Raw genomic sequence first — 20,781 nt, 5'->3', positions numbered from 1 at the left:
CGGCGTCACATCACATTCCGTACCGGCGATGGCGCACGGTGTAGTCGCGCAGCGCGCGCAGGAAGTCGACCCGCCGAAACGCCGGCCAGTAGGCGTCGGTGAACCACATCTCGGAGTACGCGCTCTGCCACAGCAGAAAGCCCGACAGCCGCTGCTCCCCCGAGGTGCGGATCACCAGGTCGGGGTCCGGTTGTCCGGAGGTGTAGAGGTTTTCCGAGATCGCGTCGATGGTGACGGCCTCGATCAGCTGTTCACCGGCGCTGCCGTTGGCCAGCTCCTTGCTCAGCAGTTGTCGTACAGCGTCGACGATCTCCTGGCGCCCGCCGTAACCGACGGCGAGGTTGACATGAAAGCAGCCCGGACCGGCGTCGGTGGACCCGACGGCGTCACGCAGCCGGCGCGCGGGCTCCTCGCCGATCAGCTCCAGATCGCCGACGGTGCGCACACTCCAGTGGTTGGCGGGCGCGCAGATCTCCTCCACGACGTCGGTGATGATGTCGATCAGCGGGGACAGTTCGTCGGGCGCACGCTGCAGGTTCTCGGTGGACAGCAGATAGACCGTCGCCATCTCGATGCCGGTTTCCTGACACCAGCGCAGCATGTCGGCGATCTTTCTGGCGCCCATCCGGTAGCCGACGCTGACGTCGTCGTGTCCAAGGTCACGTGCCCATCGGCGGTTGCCGTCGCACAGAACGGCAATATGGCGCGGCAGTTGGGATTTGGACCGTGCCAGCTCCTGGCGCAGCCGCATCTCATACAGCCGATAGGCCGGCTCTTTGAGTCGCGGGGGAATGAGCTCCACGAAGATCCAGACTACTGTGAGGTTCGAAAACCCCCATGGCATTAGTGGAGGTGACATGACCCGATCCATCGACAGCACCGATTCCGATAAGTCCCGCGACCCGCAGAACCCTGCGGAGGACTTTCCGGAAGCCGTTGTCGACGGTCTCGCCAATTTCATCGGTAAGCCGCGCGCACGGGGCTGGATACACGTGTACGCGGCGGGGATCGCAGCCATCTGCGGCGCCACGCTGGTGTCGGTGTCGTGGTCGATCCAGTCCACGCGCGCGGGCGTCGCGACGCTGATCTACACGCTCACCATCGTGGCGATGTTCGCGGTCAGCGGCGCGTACCACCGGGTCGACTGGAAGTCACCGACCGCACGCAAGTGGATGAAGCGACTCGACCACTCGATGATCTTCGTGTTCATCGCGGGCAGCTATACGCCGTTCGCCTTGCTGGCGTTGCCACAGACCGACGGCATGGTGCTGTTCTGGATCGTGTGGGGTGGTGCGATCGCGGGCGTGCTGCTCAAGTGCTTCTGGCCGTCGGCGCCGCGGTGGGTCGGCGTGCCGCTCTACATCCTGCTGGGCTGGGTGGCGGCGTGGTTCGTCGGACCGATCACGCACGGTGCGGGAGTGGCCGCGCTCGTGCTGCTGATCGTCGGGGGCGCGCTCTACAGCGTCGGCGGTGTGCTCTACGCGCTCAAGTGGCCCAACCCGTGGCCGACGGTGTTCGGCCATCACGAGTTCTTTCACGCGTGCACCGCGGTGGCGGCGATCTGCCACTACATCGCGATGTGGTTCGCGGTCTTCTAGAGCTGGGTGACGTTTTCGGGGGTCCAGTAGGCCTTCATCGACGCGATCTTGCCCTCCTCGTTGAAGGTCATCACGCTGATGATCTCGATGCGCATCTTGTTCTCGCCGAGGTCGATGGTCAGCGCCCAGAAGAACGCCGCCTCGTTGCCCAACGCCCGCAGCGTGACGACGTCGGCCTGGGCGCCCGTCGTGGGGAGCGCGTCGTAGAAACCGCGGATCGCCTTGCGGCCGATGTGCACCTCGCCGCCAACCGGATCCTCGACGGTGCCGTCGTCGGCGTACAACTCGGCGATGTCATCGGCCTTACCCTGCGCAGCCAGTTCGAGGTAACGGGTGACGGTCTTGGCGTTGTCTTCCGGCGTCGGCATGCGCCGAACGCTACACGGACGCGCCCAGGGCGGCAGCGAGTTCCGGCGCCGTGGTGACCGGCAGGTCGCATGTTCTGCCACGGCACACATAGGCGGCGTCGGCACCGCCGACGCGGTCGCGGTCGATCAGCGGTTCGGACGAATTCACCGCGCCGCCGACGACGACCGCTCCGCCCGGCGCGAGACGCCGCGCCGCCGACAGCAACTCCGACCGGGCGGGATCGCACGCCACCGCGATCTGGATCGGCCCGCGCACCGCCGCCTCTGCGACGGCGAGCCAGTGTCCGCCCGAGCGCGGTAACCGGGTCAGGATCGGCGTGGCTGCCGCCAGAGTGGCCTCGGCCGCCGCGCCGTAGCGATCCGCCCGCGCGGCGGGGGCGAGGTGCGCTGCGGTGAGCAGCGCCTCGGCGATCAGCGACGCACCCGACGGCGTCGCGCCGTCGAGCGGATCGGCTGGCCGCACCATCAATGCCTCGGCGTCGTCGGCGGTGTCGAACCACCGGCCGGGCCGGTCCGGGTCGGCGAAGTGCTCGAGCGCGATGTCGAGCAGCGTCATCGCGGCTTCCAGCCAGTCCGGGTCACCCGTCATCTGGTGAACGGTCAGCAGGCCGGTGGCCAACGCGCCGTGGTCTTCGAGGATCCCGGCGCTCGTGCCCACCGAACCTCCCAGGCTCGCCCGCCGCAGTCTGCCGTCGACGACGTGCAGATCCCACACGCCGCGCGCACAATTCGTTGCGGCGGTGAGCAATTCGGGCTGCTCGAGCGCGACGGCGGCTTCGGCGAGCGCGGTGATGGCCATCCCGTTCCACGCTGTGACGACCTTGTCGTCGCGGCCGGGTTGCGGCCGGGCGAGCCGGGCCGCCAGCAGCGCTGCACGCACCCTGGCAAACCGGTCCTGGTCGTCGGAGTCGCGTGGCAACTGCAGCACCGACGCGCCCTGCTCAAATGTGCCCGCCTCGGTCACGGCGAAAAGCTCTGCCGCCCACTGCCCGTCGTCGTCACCGAGGAACTCGCGCAATTGCGCGGGGGTGAAGACGTACGTCAGGCCTTCCACCCCGTCCGCGTCGGCATCCAGCGACGACGTGAACATGCCGTCGGCGCCGAGTTCGTCGACGATGAATGCGGCCGTCTCAACGGTAACCTTGTGCGCCAACGGGTTTCCGGTACGTCGCGCCCAATGGGCGTACGCCCGCAACAGTAGGGCGTTGTCATACAGCATCTTCTCGAAGTGCGGAACCACCCAGGCCGCGTCGACGCTGTAGCGGGCGAAGCCGCCCGCCAACTGATCGTAGATTCCGCCGCGCGCCATCGCCGTGCAGGTCCGCTCGACGGTTTCGATGGGCATGATGTCGCCCGTGCGTTCGTGGCTGCGCAGCAGACCCTCGAGCAACGCCGATGGTGGAAACTTCGGTGCGCCAGCGGGATTGGTGGCGAATCCACCGCGAGCGACGTCCTCGTCCTGCAGCACCGCGGCAACGGCGTGGTCGCACAGCGCGGGCTGCAACGGCGGTCCCCCGCCAGGCAACCCGGCCGCCATCGTCCGCAGTTCCTCGGTGATCTTCTCGGACGCCTGCTCGACTTCGCCGCGGCGGTTGTGCCAGGTGTCGATGACCGCGGCCAGCAGCTGGAGGAAGGTCGGCTTCGGGTAGTACGTCCCGCAGAAGAACGGCCTGCCGTCGGGAGTGAGGAAGCAGGTCATCGGCCAGCCACCCTGCCCCGTGAGCGCAACGGTCGCGTTCATGTACACCGCATCGAGGTCGGGACGCTCCTCGCGGTCGACCTTGATGCAGACGAAGCCGTCGTTCATCACCGCGGCGACCTCGTCGTCGTCGAACGACTCGTGGGCCATGACATGACACCAGTGGCAAGCCGCGTAGCCGATCGACAGCAGGATCGGCACATCGCGGTCGGCAGCCTCGGCCAGCGCCTCCGGCGTCCATTCGCGCCAGTGCACCGGGTTGGCGGCGTGCTGACGCAGATACGGGCTGGTGGCCCGCGAGAGTGTGTTAGCCCCCGGGCTCACGTTTCGTCCCGTCGGGCGGCGCATCGGACTCGATCGGCGCCTGGGGCTCGTCGGGCGGCTCGGCGATCTGGTCGGCTTCCGCATCCGGCGGGTCGAACGATTCCGGCACCTTGCGCAGCTGCCGGTTCATCGACCGGACCAGCAGGAACGTGCCGACCAGCAGCAGCACCACGATCAGCAGGCCCAACGGACTGGCCTTGCCGAAGTCCGGTCCGGTGTCCCTGGGTGGTTCCTGCTGGGCCAGCAGGTCGACGGCGAGCAGGAGGTTCATCGGCCCTCGATCCCGGCGAAGAGGTCGTCCTCAGGAAGCGATACGGGCACGCGCGAGCGGGCCAACTCGAACTCCTCGGTGGGCCAAAGCCGTTGCTGCCATTCGATCGGCGCGCGGAAGAAGTCCCCGTTGGGGTCGATCTGGGTGGCGTGCGCGCGCAACGCGTCGTCGCGCAGCGCGAAGTACTTGGCGCACTCGACGCGGGTGGTCACCCGCTTGGCGAAGATGTCGTGCTCGGGATCCCAGTGCTTGAGCCACTTCTCGAACGGGCCGACCTCACCGTGTTTGGCGAACTCGTCCTGCAGCAGCTGCATCCGCTGTCGCACGAAGCCGTGCGTGTAGTACAGCTTCTGGACACCCCACGGCTCGCCGGCGTCGGGGAACAGGAGGTGGTCACCGGCGGCGTCGTAGGCACCCATCGACACCTGGTGGCACCTGATGTGGTCCGGATGCGGATAGCCGCCGTTCTCGTCGTAGGTGGTCATCACGTGTGGCCGGAACTCGCGCACGACGCGCACCAGCGCCTCCACCGGTTGCTCGAGCGGCACCACGCCGAGGCAGCCTTCCGGCAGCGGCGGAAGCGGGTCGCCTTCGGGCAGGCCGGAGTCGACGAAGCCGAGCCAGCGGTGCTCGACGCCGAGGATCTCGGCGGCCTTGGCCATCTCGTCGCGGCGGATCTCGGCCATCCGGCCGTGCACCTCGGGCAGGTCCATGGCCGGGTTGAGGATGTCGCCGCGCTCGCCGCCGGTGAGCGTGACCACAAGCACGCGCACACCCTCGTCCACGTACCGAGCCATGGTGGCGGCACCCTTGCTGGACTCGTCGTCCGGGTGGGCGTGCACCGCCATCAACCGCAGTTCACTCAACCTGCTCTGCCTTATCATCGCGCTGTCGTCTCCGGCGATATCAACCCGCCGAGACGTCTCAATAGTCCCTATAGTTCCAGTTCTGTAGATCTATCCGACCGACGGGCATAGAAAACCAGATGATCGAGCGCCCCGCCGCACGCTACGGCCGCGAGCGGCTGCCCGGTAACCGCCGCCGTTGGGTCGCGGTCGCGTTCACGTTGCTCGCGCTGGCGGTGGGGGTGACGGTCGCCGTGGTGGCGTTCGGACGGTTCGAGAGCGAGCCCGTGACGGGCGAGCTGGGCGCCTACGAACTGGTCGACGACGAGACGGTGTCGGTCACGATCAGCGTCACCCGCGAGGACCCGTCCCAGCCGGTCGTCTGCATCGTGCGCGCCCGCTCCATCGACGGCGCCGAGACGGGCCGTCGGGAGGTGCTGGTCCCGCCGGCCTCGCAACAGACGGTGCAAGTGACCGCACCGGTCAAAGCGACACGCCAGCCCGTGATCGGCGATATTTACGGGTGCGGAACCGACGTGCCGTCGTATCTGGTGGCCCCTTGAAATCACGCTGATTCGTCGGTCCGGCAAACGGCGAACTGCGAATTCGTGAAATCCGGTTGGCCCGTCGGTGCTACCATGGTCGGGTACACGGTTCCTGCTGGAGCCGTGTATTGCTGCATTTGGTGCTGTGCTTGAGCACGTGAACCGCGGCAATACACGTCAAGCCCCGGCGCCGTACCACGAGACGTCTTACGCGAGAAAAGCGCGAGCACGCCGCAAGACCCAGAAGGACAGGAGCGCGACGATATGACCGATACGCAGGTCACCTGGCTTACCCAGGAGGCATTCGACCGGTTGAAGGCGGAGCTCGACCAGCTGATCGCCAACCGGCCCGTCATCGCCGCCGAGATCAATGACCGCCGCGAAGAGGGTGACCTCCGCGAGAACGGCGGCTACCACGCCGCCCGCGAGGAGCAGGGCCAGCAGGAGGCCCGGATCCGTCAGCTGCAGGAACTGCTCAACAGCGCCAAGGTCGGCGAGGCGCCCAAGCAGTCCGGCGTCGCGCTGCCCGGCTCGGTGGTCAAGGTGCAGTACGGCGACGACGAGAGCGACACCGAGACCTTCCTGATCGCCACCCGCCAAGAGGGCATCAGCGACGGCAAGCTCGAGGTGTACTCGCCGAAGTCTCCGCTGGGCGAGGCGCTCCTCGACGCGAAGGTCGGCGACGTGCGCACCTACACGGTGCCCAGCGGCAGCACGGTCAAGGTGAAGCTGCTCGAGGCCGAGCCGTATCACGCCTGACGGCCCGGCCCACCCCCAGCCGAATTCGAGTCGCGGACCGGATGCGGTTTAGCATCCGCTCATGGCGCAGATCGCCGAGGACCTTTTCCTGCTGCTGCTCGACAACGCTTCGGCGCAACCGGTTCTCGACCGTCCGCGCCGGGAGCGGGTGTTGGCCGCCGCGGTGCTGCTCGACCTGGCCCTGGCCTGCCGAATCCGCCCCTCGGTCGACGGTGACCCGGTCGAACCGGGCCGCCTGATCGCGTTGTCGGTGGCCGGCACGACGGACCCGGTCGCAGAACCGGCGCTTTCGCTGTTGCAGCGCCGCCCGTTGCGGCCCCGATCGGCGGTCAAGCGGCTGGCCAAGCACACCGAAAGCAACGTCGTCGGCCATCTGGAGCGAACCGGTCAGATCCGACGTATCCCTCTGCCGGACAGGCGGTTCGGACACGAGTTCGCATGGCCGCTGACCAACCGCAACCGCGTCGGCCACGCGCGCTCGGCGCTGTTGTCGGCGCTGTTCGATCGCAGGCCGCCGGGCCCGACCACAGCCGCGATCATCACGCTGCTGCACGCGATCGACGGTCTGGGCGCGCTGCTCAGCCTCAATGACCGGGGCTGGCGGTGGGTGCATGCCCGTGCCGGCGAGATCGCGCTGGGCAGCTGGGTCGAAGAGTCACCGACGGCGCTGCCCGAGATGAACCTCGCGGTCACGGCCTCGGCGCTGCGCTCGGCGCTGACCTAGCCGCTAGCTCAACGCCTGCTCGAGGTCGGCCAGCAGATCCGCGACGTCCTCGATACCGACCGACAGCCGCACCAGGTCATCGGGGACCTCCAGTTGGGAACCGGCGGTCGACGCGTGGGTCATGGCGCCGGGGTGCTCGATCAGCGATTCGACGCCGCCCAACGACTCGGCGAGAATGAAAACCTCTGTGCGGGAACACAGTTTGCGTGCGGCCTCCGCTCCCCCGCGCAGTCGCACGGAGATCATGCCCCCGAAGCCGGTCATCTGCCTTGCCGCGACCTCGTGGCCCGGATGCGTGGGCAGCCCCGGGTAGAGCACGGTCTCGATCGCGGGATGTCCCTCGAGGAACTCGGCGATGACGGCCGCGTTGTCACTGTGCCGCTGCATGCGGATCACCAGTGTCTTCAGGCCGCGAAGGGTGAGGTAGGCGTCGAAGGGGCCGGGCACCCCGCCCGCACCGTTCTGCAGGAAGGCGAACGCGGCGTCGAGTTCCTCGTCGTTGGTCAGCAGCGCGCCGCCCACCACGTCGGAGTGCCCCCCGATGTACTTGGTGGTCGAGTGCAACACGATGTCGGCGCCCAGCAGCAGCGGCTGCTGCAGCGCGGGTGAGGCGAAGGTGTTGTCCACCAACACTTTCACATTCGACGTCGCCGCGATCTGCGCGATCGCGCTGATGTCGGCGATCGACAGCAGCGGGTTGGTCGGCGTCTCGACCAGGATCAACCGGGTGTTCGGCGTGATCGCCGCGCGCACCGCGTCCAGATCGGCGAGCGCAACGGCGGTGTAGTCGATGCCCCACTTGGTGAATACCTTGTCGATCAGCCGGAATGTCCCGCCGTAAGCGTCGTCGGGCATCACCACGTGGTCACCGGGCCGCAGAACCGCCCGCAACGCGCAATCCGTCGCCGCCATACCCGAGGAGAACGCCCGCCCGTAGGCCGCGGCCTCCACCGCGGCGAGGGAGACCTCCAGCGCCGCCCGGGTGGGGTTGCCGGTTCTGGCGTATTCGTAGCCTCCGCGCAGCCCGCCGACGCCGTCCTGCGCGAACGTCGAGCTGGCGTAGATCGGCGCGTTGACGGCACCCGTTGTCAGATCGGGTCGGACGGCGTGGATGGCCTTCGTGGAAAGACCCTGAGTAGAAAGGCCCTGCGTTTCGTTCTTCGACATCACCGCTCAGCCTAGCCACGACTGTGCCGCATGCCGACCGGGTAGACATGTCCCATGAATTCTGCGACCCGCCTCGACGACATGCTCGAGCTGGATTCCCTGCTCTCACCCGAGGACATCGAGCTGCGCCAGACCGTGCGCCGGTTCGGCGAACAGCGGCTGCGGCCGTTCATCGCCGAGTGGTTCGAAACCGGTCAGGTGCCGGTTCGCGAACTGGCCGCCGAGTTCGGCAAGCTCGGGCTTCTGGGCATGCACCTCAAGGGTTACGGCTGCGGCGGATCGACCGCGACGGCCTACGGCCTGGTGTGCCAGGAACTCGAGGCGGTGGACAGCGGGCTGCGCAGCCTGGTCTCGGTGCAGGGCTCGCTGGCGATGTTCGCGATCCACCGCTGGGGCAGCGAGGAGCAGCGCAATCGTTGGCTGCCCGCGATGGCCACCGGTGAGGCCATCGGGTGTTTCGGGCTGACCGAACCCGACTTCGGCTCCAATCCGGGCGGGATGCGCACGACCGCCAAGCGGGACGGATCGGATTGGATCCTGCGCGGTTCGAAGATGTGGATCACCAACGGGTCGGTTGCCGATGTGGCGGTCGTGTGGGCCCGAACCGACGACGGGATAGCCGGATTTCTGGTGCCCGCCGGAACGCCGGGATTCTCCGCGACCGACATGACACACAAGCTGTCGCTGCGGGCCTCGGTCACCTCGGAATTACACCTCGACGACGTCCGGTTGCCGGCCGACGCGAAGCTTCCCGACGCCCGGGGACTGTCCGGGCCGCTCAGCTGCCTGTCGGAGGCCCGGTTCGGCATTGTGTTCGGCAGTGTCGGCGCCGCCAGGGACTGCCTGCAGAGCGCGCTGGACTACGTCGGCACACGGGAGGTGTTCGACAAACCGCTGGCGGGCTACCAGCTGACTCAAGCCAAAATCGCTGATATGGCAGTCGAACTCGGCAAAGCTCAACTTCTCGCCCTTCACCTCGGCAAGCTCAAGGACGAGGGCAAGATCAAGCCCGAGCAGGTCAGCCTCGGCAAGCTGAACAATGTCCGCGAGGCCATCCAGATCGCCCGTCAGTGTCGAACCCTGTTGGGCGCCAACGGGATCACCCTGGAGTATCCGGTCATCCGGCACGCCAACAACCTGGAGTCGGTGCTGACGTACGAGGGCACCTCGGAGGTGCATCAGTTGGTCATCGGTGAGGCGCTGACCGGCGTCAGCGCCTTCCGATGATCGGTTACTGCTGCGGAGTGACCTGAGGCGGCGGACCGGGCGGTAATGGCTGCGGGTTGAGGTCGGCGACCTGACCCCCGCTGAGCTTGCGATAGGCGTACACCTCGATGAGCGCGACCAGCGGAAGCGCGACGAGCAGACCCACGCCGCAGAGCAACGCCCCAACGACCGTGATGGCGAAGACAGCCAGCAATGTCAGCAGCACCTGACCGAAGTTGTTCTTCGCGATGTCGAAGCTCGTCTTGATCGCGTCGATCGGCGAGAGGTTGCGGTCCAGCAGGGCGATCACGGTGAACATCGTGAAGATGGCCACGATGAATCCTGGGAGGACGCACAGCGCAAAGCCGATCGAGGTCAACAGCCCGACGATCACGCCCGCGATGATGACCGCGCCGACGTTACGCGGCTTGAAGAACGAACCGATCGTCACCGGCTGACCGTCGGCGATGGCCAACATGCCGTTGTAGTAGGCAGATTGGATGATTCCGCCGACGACCAGCGCCACAATCCAGCCGAGGATGGTGATCGCGATACTGGCGGGCCCGGAGACGCTGTAGGAGAAGGAGAATCCGTCGCCGTCCGACGAGTAGCTCGTCGACTCCGGGTCCACCACGGCCGATAGCGCGCTGAACAAGGCTTGCACCGCGAAGACGATGATCCCGTATACCAGCGTCGGAACGATCAACGCGGCGGCGTTGGAGGTGAATTTGCCCCACGCCCACGAGAACGCCTCTCCGACGCTATACCGCTGAGCGCCAGGGTATCCCGGCCCGCCCGGTGGCGGATAGCCACCTGCAGGCGGGTAACCGCCCTGCCCCGGTGGCGGATAACCACCGGGAGGTGGCGGAGGGTTGTTTCCCGGCGGAGGAGGCGGTTGATCAGTCATGTGACCTTCCCGGTTGACGACAATGGTAAGCAGACGGTGCTGATGAGTTTATCCGCAATGGTCTGCCGTTTGGCGTCCCACAGCGGGAACAGATAACCGATATAACAGATCGCGGCGTCGATGGTATGCGCCAGTTGCCGCAGGACAGACATACCGAAACCGATTGGCTGCCCGGTCTTTTCACTGACCACCTTGAAGTTCTGCAGCGACTTGCCGATGCTGGAGCCGGTGGTGCCCTGTCGGTAGCCGTAATTCCAGATCACGTATGCCAGAACGAGAATCGGAGCGATGAAGGAAGCCGACGCCTGTCCCAGCATCGACGGCTCCATCACGCAGATCTCACGCATGTCGGCGTCTGAATACTCTGTCACACAGGTGGTTTCCTGCGTTGCGAGTAACACGGCCCAGCCGATGCCGAGGATGAGGAACGTGGGAATGTTATCGATCAGCCAGGCCAACACGCGGGTGAACCAGGGCGTGTAAGCCTCTCTCGGTAGTGCTTGAACCGGTTGCGCTGGAGGTGGATACCTGGTCGCCATTTGCGGTGGCGGAGTGCCGTCGCCCTGCGAACCGTCGGGTGAAGACGGACCGCGTGCCGGAGGCGGCGGTTCATCGTTCATGGACGGCTCCAGTCAATGGCTTAGCTGGGTTCAAGCGTGCCTAATCTACCCGAGAAGCGGCTTTGTGCAGGGTTTTCTGTGCGAAACACACCGCCGCTACCAAAAGTCAGCAACTCTGCGGCAGACACCGCTTCGCCAGACCCTGTCGGGCTGTTTGCCAGGCGTCGACGGCCCGATGACGGTGAGACGCTAGCGAACCCGGCGCTTGCTTCCGTCGGACAGGAAACCGAGCAGGTCGTGGCGGGTCAGCACGCCGACGGGCTTACCCTCCTCGACCACCATCACAGCGTCGCACTCGCGAAGTTCTTTCGCTGCGGCGCTGACAAGTTCGCCGGCGCCGATCAGCGGCATCGGCGGGCTCATGTGCTCGGCCACCGCATCGGCGAGCTTGGCCCGTCCCTCGAACACGGCGGAGAGCAGTTCGCGTTCGGACACGCTGCCCGCGACCTCCCCGGCCATCACCGGCGGTTCGGCGCCGACGACGGGCATCTGTGAGACGCCGTATTCGCGCAGGATCCCGATGGCGTCGCGGACGGTCTCCGACGGGTGCGTATGCACGAGGTCGGGCAACGCCCCCGACTTGCCGCGCAGCACTTCGCCGACCGTGGACTCCTCCACCGACCCGTCCATCCGGCTACGCAAAAAGCCGTACGACGACATCCAGTCGTCGTTGAAAACCTTTGCGAGATAACCTCTTCCGCCGTCGGGCAACAGCACGACGACCAGCGCGTCGGGGCCGGCCTGTTCGGCCACCTTGTTGGCGGCCACCACTGCCATACCGCATGACCCGCCGACGAGCAGCGCCTCTTCGCGCGCAAGCCTGCGCGTCATCTCGAACGAATCGGCATCCGAAACCGCGATGATCTCGTCGGGCACCGCGGGGTCGTAGGCCTTGGGCCAGAAGTCCTCGCCCACGCCCTCCACCAGATACGGCCGTCCCGAGCCACCGGAGTACACCGAACCCTCCGGATCGGCGCCGATGACCCGCACCTTGCCGTCGGACACTTCCTTCAGGTAGCGACCGGCGCCGGTGATGGTGCCCCCGGTGCCCACACCCGCCACAAAATGCGTGACCTTGCCGTCGGTGTCGGCCCAGATCTCCGGTCCGGTGGTCTCGTAATGCGACTCGGGCCCCATCGGGTTGGAGTACTGGTCCGGCTTCCACGCGCCGTCGATCTCTCCGACCAGCCGGTCGGAGACGCTGTAGTAGCTGTCGGGATGATCGGGTGGCACCGCGGTCGGACACACCACCACGTCGGCGCCGTATGCGCGCAGCACGTTGCGCTTGTCCTCGCCGACCTTGTCAGGGCAGACGAAGATGCACTTGTAACCCCGCTGCTGGGCGATCAGCGCCAGCCCCACCCCCGTGTTCCCCGACGTCGGTTCGACGATCGTGCCGCCGGGCTTGAGCTCCCCGCTGGCCTCGGCAGCGTCGATCATCTTGATCGCGATGCGGTCCTTCGAGCTGCCGCCGGGGTTGAGGTACTCGATCTTGGCCGCGACCATGCCCGCCCCCGGCGGTACAACAGAGTTCAGCTGCACCAGGGGGGTATTGCCGATGAGCTCACTGACGTGCCGGGCGATCCGCATGACTCCATCGTGTCAGGCGACTCCCGCCGTCACCAGGTCGGCTACCAGGTGGCCTCGCGGATGTATTCGCCGATCTGGCGCAACGAGCGTTTCGCCTCGGGCACGATCGGCGCCGCGATCTGGAACACGTGCATCTGCCCTGGCCAGACGCGGACTTCGACCGGCACACCGGCCGCAGCCAGGCGCCGCGCGGCCTTGCGCGCATCGCTCACCAGTACCTCGGAGCCCGAGACGTGGATCAGCGTGCGGGGCAGGCCGGGTTCGATGTGGTCGAGCGGCTCGTAGACCTCTTCGGGCTTGCCATCCTTGCGCCCATGCCGCGCCGCATCCTCGATCAGGTCGACGAGCGCGTGGAATGCCCGCGGCGGGAACATCGCGTCGGTACGGATGTTCGGGTGGTTGGCCCGCGCCTCGTTGTCGATCTCGAAAAGGGGCGACATCGTCACCATCGCGGCAGGCACCTCACCCTCGAGGCCTTCGCGCTGCAGGCGTTCGGCCAGGGCCAGCGCCAAGTAGCCGCCCGCGGAGTCGCCGGCCAGAACGATCTGGTCGGGCTCATAGCCGTGCAGGCGCAGCCACTGGTAGGCGTCGTAGCAGTCGTCGATCGCCATGCCGACGGAGTGTTTCGGGATCATCCGGTAGTTGACGACCAGCACCGGACAATCGGCGTAGCCCGACAGCGCCTGCACCAGGCGGCCGTGCGAGTTGACACCGCAGGTCAGGAATGCGCCGCCGTGCAAGTAGAGGATGACGCCGCGTTTGCCGTCCGCGGGCAGCACACCAGGCGCCCTGACGAGTTGCGCAGTGCATTTCGGCAAAGAGATCGTGGCCCGCACGGTGCCAGGCGCAGGCCGCGCGATGCGCGAGACAAAGTCGACAAGACCCCACGGCCACGGCAGCTTCGGCGCATAGCTGCCGATAGCTAGCGTGGGCCGAACAGTTAGCAGGGCCGCGAGCGATGCAAGCCGACCGCCGAGGCTCGGGCCGTCTTCGACGACCTCTACCGGCGCTCCGTCGCTGACTGGAAACTTGCGCGGTTTACGCGCGTGAACAGGCGATACTCCTGGCCGGCGAACATGGCCAACCTTGCTTGGTGCGGTCATTACAACCACCCCCTCCGACGTTTCAAGCCGCCGTGGTGTCGAGCACGCCTAATTTTCTGGACGTGACTCGCATCTTAGCTTGACACCTTATGTTCGTTTCAACAATCAGCGAGTCATATTCGATACCGGAGTTGATACCGCAATGTGACCCCTTAACGCTTCTCGCCACGCGGATAGCCCCGGAAAAGCCTCTTAAACTTGCCGACGTGGGCACACCACGACGGACGAGCACCATCGCCTTTGCAGCCGCGGCCACGCTCGGCTCGGTCGGTTCGGCCTATATCGGGGCGCGCAACCTGCTGATCGGGCAGGCCGATCAGGCTCGTCGCGTCATTCCGCACGCGTGGGACATCCCGCCCCGCGCCGACGGCGTCTACGCACCTGGCGGCGGTCCCGTCGAGCGCTGGCGCCGTGACGTGCCGTTCGACCTGCACCTGATGGTCTTCGGCGACTCCACCGCAACCGGTTACGGCGCCACCTCCGCCGAGGAGGTGCCCGGAGTCCTGCTCGCGAGGGGTCTGGCCGAGGTCTCCGGTAAGCGGATCCGGCTGAGCACCAAGGCGATCGTCGGGGCGACGTCGAAGGGACTGTCGGGCCAGATCGACGCGATGTTCGTCGCGGGCCCACCGCCCGACGCCGCGGTGATCATGATCGGCGCCAACGACATCACCCGGCCGAACGGCATCCGACCGTCGGCGCGCCGACTGGGAAAGGCGGTGCGTCGGTTGCGGGCCGCGGGCGCCGTCGTGGTGGTGGGCACCTGCCCTGATTTCGGCGTCATCACCGCGATACCGCAGCCCCTGCGCGCGGTGACACGCAGCCGCGGCCTTCAGCTGGCCCGGGTTCAGACGGCTGCGGTGCGAGCCGAGGGCGGGGTTCCCGTGCCGCTGGCCGACCTGCTGGCGCCGCACTTTCGGTCCACCCCCGACGTGCTGTTCTCCCCCGACATGTTCCACCCGTCGGGCGCGGGTTATGCGCTGGCAGCCAACCAACTGCTGCCCGCGCTGTGTAATGCGTTGAGCGACTGGCTCGGTGGCGCGGCGCCGGAGTTACCGTGGCGGACGCGCTCGGGTGAGGGCTTCGCGCTGCTGGCCCGGGTGGGCGGATTCAGCAGGCTGTGGCGGCGGTCGACCGGGGTCCCCGCACCCATCGTGGCGTCCGCGAGCTAGGTTCTCCTCATAGCCGTCAATGCGAGGAGACACCATGCCTGAAGCCGTCATTGTCGCGACCGCGCGGTCGCCGATCGGCCGCGCCGCCAAGGGTTCACTGGTCGACATCCGTCCCGACGACCTGGCCGCGCAGATGGTGCGCGCGGCGCTGGACAAGGTGCCCGCACTGGATCCGCGGGAAATCGACGACCTGATCATGGGCTGCGGCCAGCCCGCAGGCGAGGCCGGATTCAACGTCGGCAGGGCGGTGGCCGTGCAGCTCGGCTACGACTTCCTGCCGGGCACGACGGTGAACCGCTACTGCTCGTCGTCGCTGCAGACCACGCGCATGGCGTTCCACGCGATCAAGGCCGGCGAGGGACATGCGTTCATTTCGGCTGGCGTGGAGACGGTTTCGCGGTTCCCGAAGGGTACGGCGGACGGTTGGCCCGACAGCAAGAACCCGTTGTTCGCCGACGCGATGAGCCGCTCGGATCAGGCGGCCGCCGGTGCCGAGGAGTGGCACGACCCGCGCGAGGACGGCTTGCTGCCGGACGTCTACATCGCGATGGGCCAGACCGCCGAAAACGTCGCGCTGTACACGGGCATCAGCCGCGAGGACCAGGACCACTGGGGTGTTCGGTCGCAGAACCGCGCCGAGGAGGCCATCAAGAACGGCTTCTTCGAGCGCGAGATCGTCCCGGTGACTCTGCCCGACGGAACCGTCGTCTCCACCGATGATGGTCCTCGGGCCGGGACCACCTACGAGAAGATCAGCCAACTCAAGCCGGTGTTCCGGCCGAACGGCACCGTGACCGCCGGCAACGCCTGCCCACTCAACGACGGCGCCGCCGCGTTGATCGTCATGTCGGACACCAAGGCTCGCGAGCTGGGTCTGACGCCGCTGGCGCGTGTCGTGTCGACGGGAGTGAGCGGGCTGTCGCCGGAGATCATGGGTCTCGGCCCGATCGAGGCGACGAAGAAGGCGCTGGCCAACGCCGGCATGTCGATCGGCGATATCGACCTCTACGAGATCAATGAGGCCTTCGCGGTGCAGGTGCTCGGCTCGGCGCGCGAACTGGGCATGGACGAGGACAAGCTCAACGTCTCGGGTGGTGCGATCGCACTGGGCCATCCGTTCGGCATGACCGGCGCGCGGATCACCGCGACACTGCTGAACAACCTGACGACCCACGACAAGACGTTCGGCCTCGAGACGATGTGTGTCGGCGGCGGCCAGGGCATGGCGATGGTGATCGAGCGGCTGTCCTAGCCCGCGAAGAGCCCGCGAAAACGAAAAGGCCCGGCACATTTCGTGCCGGGCCTTCTCGTCAAGCTGCTAATCGCTTTGGAAGTACGACAGCAGTCGCAGGATCTCGATGTACAGCCAGACCAGCGTGACGGTCAGGCCGAGCGCAACGCCCCACGCCGCCTTCTCCGGTGCACCGGCGCGGATCATCTGATCGGCCGAATCGAAGTCGATCAGGAAGCTGAACGCGGCCAGGCCGATGCAGACCAGCGAGAAGATGATCGCGATCGGACCACCGGCGCGCAGGCCCATGCCCTCGCCGCCGCCGACACCGAACATCGCCAGCACCAGGTTGCCGAGCATGAGCACCAGGACACCGAATAGGCCGGCGACGATCATGCGGGTGAACTTCGGGGTGACGCGGATGGCGCCGGTCTTGTAGACGACGAGCATGCCGAAGAACACGCCGAACGTGGCGAGCACCGCCTGGGTGATCAGCGCGCCCGCGCTGCCGCCCGCGATCTCGACGCTCCTACCGAACACCCACGAGATGGCGCCCAGGAAAAGGCCCTCCAGGCCCGCGTAGCTCAAGACGATCGCGGGGTTGTCCTGCTTGCGACCGAAGGTGGCCACCAGGACCAACACCAGGCCGCCGATCGCGCCGACCATCGCCAGCGGAAGGGCAACAGCCGGGTTCACCGCCGCCAGGAAGTAGGTGACGACTGCGACGGCCGCCAACACCGCCAGCGTGACGCCGGTCTTGGTGACGACATCGTCGATGGTCATCGGGCGGGCAACGCCGGCCTGGCGCTGCTCCGGGTACTGCGTCACATAGGGGTCGGCGTGAACCGCCTGCGTACCGTAGCCGGCGGCCCCGGTACCGAACTGCGCATATCCGCCCTGCGACTTTGGCAGGGATCGAAATACGGGGTTGCTGGATTCCCGCACCGTGGGTTCCTCTCCTGATGATGTCGATCGTCAATCGGCGAACACACCGTCAACGAATCATGTCCCTGGTCGGTTCCCGGCCGTGCCGATCACTTTCCCAGCTGGTTCACAAGAAACCCTACCCAAAGCGTTCGCAGGTCGGGCAACGTTCTACATTGCATACTCGTGGGCGAAAACGAGGATGTCCTAGTAACCGTTGACCGCGGCGTCGGCCTGATCACCCTCAACCGGCCCAAGGCCATCAATTCGCTGAACCACTCCATGGTCACCGCGATGTCGCGTGTGCTGGCCGAATGGGCCCACGACGATGCCGTCACCGCCGTCATCGTCGACGGCGCCGGCGAACGCGGCCTGTGCGCGGGCGGCGACATCGTCGCGCTCTATCACAGCGCCAGGGCCGAGGGACCTGACAAAGGACGTGAAGCGCGCCTGTTCTGGTACGACGAATACCTGCTCAACGCCCAGATCGGCCGGTTCACCAAACCGTATGTCGCCCTGATGGACGGCATCGTGATGGGCGGCGGCGTCGGGGTCAGCGCCCACGGCAGCGTGCGCGTCGTCACCGACACCACCAAGATGGCGATGCCGGAGGTCGGCATCGGCTTCGTCCCCGACGTCGGCGGCACGCTCATCCTGTCGCACGCACCCGGGCTGCTCGGCTACCACGCCGCGCTCACGGGCGCGAACTTCGACGGCGCCGACGCGATCGCGATGGGATTCGCCGACCACTTCGTACCCCACGATAAGCTCGCCGACTTCAAGGCCGCGGTCCTCGCGGACGGGATCAATGACGCACTGGCCGCCCATGCCGTCGAGCCACCGCCGAGTAACCTTCTGCGGCAACGCGAATGGATCGACCGGTGCTATGCCGGTGAGACCGTCCTCGACATCGTCGCCGCGCTGCGCGGTCACGACGACGCGGCTGCCGGCGAGGCGGGCGATCTCATCGAGAGCCGCTCGCCCGTCTCGGTTTCCGTCGCGCTCGAAGCGCTGCGCCGCGCCGCGAAACTCGACACACTCGAAGACGTGCTGCGCCAGGAGTACCGGACCTCGTGCGGGGCGCTGCGCTCCCACGACTTCGTCGAGGGTATCCGCGCCCAGGTTGTCGACAAGGACCGCAATCCGAAATGGTCGCCCGCCTCGTTGGCGGCGGTCACCACAGCCGACGTGGAGGATTACTTCGCGCCGGCCGATCGCGAACTGGAGTTCTCATGACCGACTACGACACCATTATTGTCACGCGTGACGACCGTGTCGCGACCATCACGCTGAACCGGCCGAAGGCACTCAACGCGCTCAACAGCCAGGTGATGGACGAAGTCACCTCCGCGGCAGCCGAATTGGACAACGATCCGGCGATCGGCGCCATCATCATCACCGGCAACGAGAAGGCGTTCGCCGCGGGAGCCGACATCAAGGAGATGGCGAGCCTGTCGTTCGCGGACGTCTTCGCCAGCGACTTCTTCGCAGCCTGGGGTTCGTTCGCCGCCACCCGCACCCCCACGATCGCGGCCGTCGCCGGCTATGCGCTCGGCGGTGGCTGCGAGTTGGCGATGATGTGCGATCTGCTGATCGCCGCCGACACCGCGAAATTCGGCCAGCCCGAGATCAAGCTCGGTGTGCTGCCCGGCATGGGCGGCTCGCAGCGGCTGACCCGCGCCATCGGCAAGGCCAAGGCCATGGACCTGATCCTCACCGGGCGCAACATGGGCGCCGAGGAGGCCGAACGCGCGGGCCTGGTGTCGCGGGTGGTGCCCGCCGACACACTGCTCGACGAGGCCAACGCGGTCGCCAAGACCATCGCCGGAATGTCGCTGTCGGCGTCGCGGATGGCGAAGGAGGCCGTCAACCGTGCCTTCGAATCGACTCTGGCCGAGGGCCTTCTGTACGAGCGCAGGCTGTTCCACTCGGCGTTCGCGACCGACGACCAGACCGAGGGCATGAACGCGTTCACCGAGAAGCGCCCACCGGCCTTCCGCCACCGTTAATCTGCGGTGGTGACCGACACCCGCGACGACACCGACACCACGGTCGAAGAACCGCGGGAGAAGCCGGTCAAGACGTCCAAGGACACGCCTTGGTGGGTGCGCAACTACACCTTCACCGGCACCGCGCTGGGCCTGGTGTTCCTGTGGCTGTCGATGACGCCGTCGCTGCTCCCGCGAGGTCCGTTGTTCCAGGGGCTGGTCAGCGGAGGCGCAGGCGCTTTCGGTTATGCCCTCGGCGTGTTCGTGGTGTGGCTGGTGCGCTACATGCGGTCCAAGGACAGCAGCCCGCCCGCCCCGCGACAGGCCTGGATCGCCCTGGTGGTCATCGGCGTCATCGGCCAGATCCTGATGATCGTCTACTTCCACATCTGGCAGGACGAGGTCCGCGATCTCAACGGTGTTCCGCGCATGGGCTTCTGGGATCATCCCCTGACCGCCGTGCTGTCCATCGTGACGCTGTTCGTGCTCGTCGAGATCGGGCAGCTGATCGGCAGGCTCGTGCGCTTCCTGGTCCGGCAACTCGAACGCGTTGCACCGCCGAGGGTTTCGGCGGTTGTGGTGGTGGTGCTGCTGATCGCGCTCACCATCGCGCTACTGAACGGCATCGTGGTGCGCTTCGCGATGAGCACGATCAACAACACGTTCGCGGCAGTCAACGACGAGACCGACCCTGATTTCACGGCGCCCACATCACCGTTGCGGTCCGGCGGTCCCCAGTCGCTGGCCAGCTGGGAATCCCTTGGCCACCAGGGCCGGATATTCGTGGCGGCGGGGCCGACGGTCGAGCAGTTGACGGATTTCAACGGCCGGCCTGCCGTCGAACCGATCCGCGTCTACGCCGGTCTGCATTCCGCGGACGGAATCAAGGCAACCGCCGCGCTGGCGGCCCGCGAACTGCAGCGCACCGGCGGGCTGGACCGCGACGTCGTCGCCGTGGCCACCACCACCGGCACCGGCTGGATCAACGAAGCCGAAGCCTCTGCGCTGGAATACATGTACAACGGCGACACCGCGATCGTGTCGATGCAGTACTCGTTTCTGCCGAGTTGGCTGTCGTTCCTCGTGGACAAGGAGAACGCGCGGCAGGCGGGTCAGGCGTTGTTCGAGGCCGTCGACGCGCTGATCCGGGAGATCCCCGAGGCGCAGCGACCGCGCCTGGTCGTGTTCGGGGAGAGCCTCGGATCGTTCGGCGGTGAAGCGCCTTTCCTCGCGCTCAACAACCTCATCGCCCGCACGGACGGTGCACTGTTCAGCGGCCCCACGTTCAACAACACGATCTGGACGCAGCTGACCCGTGACCGCGACCCCGGCTCCCCGATGTGGCTGCCGATCTACGACGACGGCGAGAACGTCCACTTCGCCGCCAGCGCCCAGGATTTGAGCCGGCCGGACGGCCCCTGGGGGGATCCGCGGGTGGTGTACCTGCAGCACGCGTCGGACCCGATCGCGTGGTTCAACCCGGATCTGCTGTTCGCCGAACCGGACTGGCTAAAGGAGCCACGAGGTTACGACGTCTCCGGCCGGATGCAGTGGATACCCGTGGTGACGTTCCTCCAGGTGTCGGCGGACATGGCCGTGGCCGTGGATGTGCCCGACGGGCACGGCCACGTCTACGTCAAGGATGTGGCCAACGCGTGGGCGGCGATCCTGCAGCCGCCGGGCTGGACACCGGAGAAGACCGAACGCCTGCGGCCGCTGCTGAGCAGCGACGAGAAGGATTAG

Annotated in this window: 21 protein-coding genes; 10 read left to right on the top strand and 11 right to left on the bottom strand. The window is 66.9% G+C overall.

The features are described 5' to 3' along the window. Positions 1 to 10: 10 nt before the first annotated feature. The gene (locus tag A5759_RS06540) at positions 11 to 802 is read right to left on the bottom strand and encodes a (2Z,6E)-farnesyl diphosphate synthase (protein ID WP_068195347.1); all 792 of its coding nucleotides are present in this window, start codon (positions 800 to 802) and stop codon (positions 11 to 13) included. Positions 803 to 857: 55 nt separating this feature from the next. On the opposite strand from A5759_RS06540, the gene A5759_RS06535 reads away from it, so the two are divergent. Beyond that, positions 858 to 1,598, top strand: coding sequence for a hemolysin III family protein (locus A5759_RS06535; RefSeq protein ID WP_068195344.1), 741 nt, complete (start codon positions 858 to 860; stop codon positions 1,596 to 1,598). On the opposite strand, the gene A5759_RS06530 is transcribed toward A5759_RS06535, so the two are convergent. From A5759_RS06530 to mca, 4 genes are read right to left on the bottom strand one after another with little or no spacing between them, the layout of a single operon-like run. Beyond that, positions 1,595 to 1,966, bottom strand: a complete 372-nt coding sequence (locus A5759_RS06530) for a nuclear transport factor 2 family protein (RefSeq protein ID WP_066847297.1) — start codon at positions 1,964 to 1,966, stop codon at positions 1,595 to 1,597. The genes A5759_RS06535 and A5759_RS06530 overlap by 4 nt on opposite strands. A gap of 10 nt (positions 1,967 to 1,976) precedes the next feature. Next, positions 1,977 to 4,013: a thioredoxin domain-containing protein gene (locus A5759_RS06525; protein WP_369816170.1), complete on the bottom strand. Its 2,037-nt coding sequence runs from the start codon at positions 4,011 to 4,013 to the stop codon at positions 1,977 to 1,979. Next, positions 3,973 to 4,260, bottom strand: a complete 288-nt coding sequence (locus tag A5759_RS06520) for a hypothetical protein (RefSeq protein ID WP_068195338.1) — start codon at positions 4,258 to 4,260, stop codon at positions 3,973 to 3,975. The genes A5759_RS06525 and A5759_RS06520 overlap by 41 nt, the downstream gene beginning before the upstream one ends. Beyond that, entirely contained in the window at positions 4,257 to 5,126 is an 870-nt protein-coding gene (gene mca, locus A5759_RS06515; protein WP_068195644.1) for a mycothiol conjugate amidase Mca, read from the bottom strand. The genes A5759_RS06520 and mca overlap by 4 nt, the downstream gene beginning before the upstream one ends. 119 nt (positions 5,127 to 5,245) lie before the next feature. Here mca and A5759_RS06510 point away from each other — a divergent pair, with 119 nt between their 5' ends. From A5759_RS06510 to A5759_RS06500, 3 genes are all read left to right on the top strand, one after another. Beyond that, entirely contained in the window at positions 5,246 to 5,668 is a 423-nt protein-coding gene (locus tag A5759_RS06510; RefSeq protein ID WP_068195335.1) for a DUF4307 domain-containing protein, read from the top strand. Positions 5,669 to 5,914: 246 nt separating this feature from the next. Further along, positions 5,915 to 6,409, top strand: a complete 495-nt coding sequence (gene greA / locus A5759_RS06505; RefSeq protein WP_064394952.1) for a transcription elongation factor GreA — start codon at positions 5,915 to 5,917, stop codon at positions 6,407 to 6,409. A gap of 61 nt (positions 6,410 to 6,470) precedes the next feature. Beyond that, positions 6,471 to 7,133: a GPP34 family phosphoprotein gene (locus A5759_RS06500; protein WP_068195334.1), complete on the top strand. Its 663-nt coding sequence runs from the start codon at positions 6,471 to 6,473 to the stop codon at positions 7,131 to 7,133. A 3-nt stretch (positions 7,134 to 7,136) separates the two neighbouring features. Here the strand turns inward: A5759_RS06500 and A5759_RS06495 are convergent, their stop codons facing one another. Further along, on the bottom strand, positions 7,137 to 8,300 hold the full coding sequence (locus A5759_RS06495) for a cystathionine gamma-synthase (protein ID WP_068195331.1): 1,164 nt from the start codon (positions 8,298 to 8,300) through the stop codon (positions 7,137 to 7,139). Positions 8,301 to 8,354: 54 nt separating this feature from the next. On the opposite strand from A5759_RS06495, the gene A5759_RS06490 reads away from it, so the two are divergent. Then, a complete protein-coding gene (locus A5759_RS06490) occupies positions 8,355 to 9,527 on the top strand; it encodes an acyl-CoA dehydrogenase family protein (protein WP_120275463.1) in 1,173 nt (390 codons plus the stop codon). A gap of 4 nt (positions 9,528 to 9,531) precedes the next feature. Here A5759_RS06490 and A5759_RS06485 read toward each other — a convergent pair whose 3' ends face one another. The 4 genes from A5759_RS06485 to A5759_RS06470 all read right to left on the bottom strand — a co-directional run bounded on the left by A5759_RS06485 (position 9,532) and on the right by A5759_RS06470 (position 13,726). After that, positions 9,532 to 10,413 (bottom strand): hypothetical protein, encoded by an 882-nt coding sequence (locus A5759_RS06485; RefSeq protein WP_064426793.1) that lies wholly within the window; start codon positions 10,411 to 10,413, stop codon positions 9,532 to 9,534. After that, positions 10,410 to 11,033, bottom strand: a complete 624-nt coding sequence (locus tag A5759_RS06480; RefSeq protein ID WP_064394948.1) for an RDD family protein — start codon at positions 11,031 to 11,033, stop codon at positions 10,410 to 10,412. The genes A5759_RS06485 and A5759_RS06480 overlap by 4 nt, the downstream gene beginning before the upstream one ends. Positions 11,034 to 11,222: 189 nt before the next feature. Further along, positions 11,223 to 12,623 (bottom strand): cystathionine beta-synthase, encoded by a 1,401-nt coding sequence (locus A5759_RS06475; protein WP_064394947.1) that lies wholly within the window; start codon positions 12,621 to 12,623, stop codon positions 11,223 to 11,225. Between the two features lie 41 nt (positions 12,624 to 12,664). Further along, positions 12,665 to 13,726, bottom strand: a complete 1,062-nt coding sequence (locus A5759_RS06470; RefSeq protein ID WP_064420103.1) for an alpha/beta hydrolase — start codon at positions 13,724 to 13,726, stop codon at positions 12,665 to 12,667. Positions 13,727 to 13,932: 206 nt separating this feature from the next. Here A5759_RS06470 and A5759_RS06465 point away from each other — a divergent pair, with 206 nt between their 5' ends. Further along, on the top strand, positions 13,933 to 14,895 hold the full coding sequence (locus tag A5759_RS06465; RefSeq protein WP_064420102.1) for an SGNH/GDSL hydrolase family protein: 963 nt from the start codon (positions 13,933 to 13,935) through the stop codon (positions 14,893 to 14,895). A 34-nt stretch (positions 14,896 to 14,929) separates the two neighbouring features. After that, entirely contained in the window at positions 14,930 to 16,147 is a 1,218-nt protein-coding gene (locus tag A5759_RS06460; RefSeq protein ID WP_064394998.1) for an acetyl-CoA C-acetyltransferase, read from the top strand. Between the two features lie 66 nt (positions 16,148 to 16,213). Here A5759_RS06460 and A5759_RS06455 read toward each other — a convergent pair whose 3' ends face one another. Then, entirely contained in the window at positions 16,214 to 17,071 is an 858-nt protein-coding gene (locus A5759_RS06455) for a Bax inhibitor-1/YccA family protein (protein WP_064394944.1), read from the bottom strand. A gap of 165 nt (positions 17,072 to 17,236) precedes the next feature. Here A5759_RS06455 and A5759_RS06450 point away from each other — a divergent pair, with 165 nt between their 5' ends. From A5759_RS06450 to A5759_RS06440, 3 genes are read left to right on the top strand one after another with little or no spacing between them, the layout of a single operon-like run. Continuing rightward, positions 17,237 to 18,286 (top strand): enoyl-CoA hydratase/isomerase family protein, encoded by a 1,050-nt coding sequence (locus tag A5759_RS06450; RefSeq protein WP_068195328.1) that lies wholly within the window; start codon positions 17,237 to 17,239, stop codon positions 18,284 to 18,286. Continuing rightward, complete coding sequence (locus A5759_RS06445; protein ID WP_064394942.1) at positions 18,283 to 19,059, top strand: enoyl-CoA hydratase; 777 nt, start codon at positions 18,283 to 18,285, stop codon at positions 19,057 to 19,059. Before A5759_RS06450 ends, A5759_RS06445 begins: the two co-directional genes overlap by 4 nt. A 9-nt stretch (positions 19,060 to 19,068) precedes the next feature. Further along, on the top strand, positions 19,069 to 20,781 hold the full coding sequence (locus A5759_RS06440) for an alpha/beta-hydrolase family protein (RefSeq protein ID WP_068195641.1): 1,713 nt from the start codon (positions 19,069 to 19,071) through the stop codon (positions 20,779 to 20,781).

The sequence above is a fragment of the Mycobacterium sp. 852014-52144_SCH5372336 genome, from assembly GCF_001665615.1.
Classification (GTDB): domain Bacteria; phylum Actinomycetota; class Actinomycetes; order Mycobacteriales; family Mycobacteriaceae; genus Mycobacterium; species Mycobacterium neumannii_A.
This window is presented reverse-complemented; position numbering and strand designations above follow the sequence as displayed.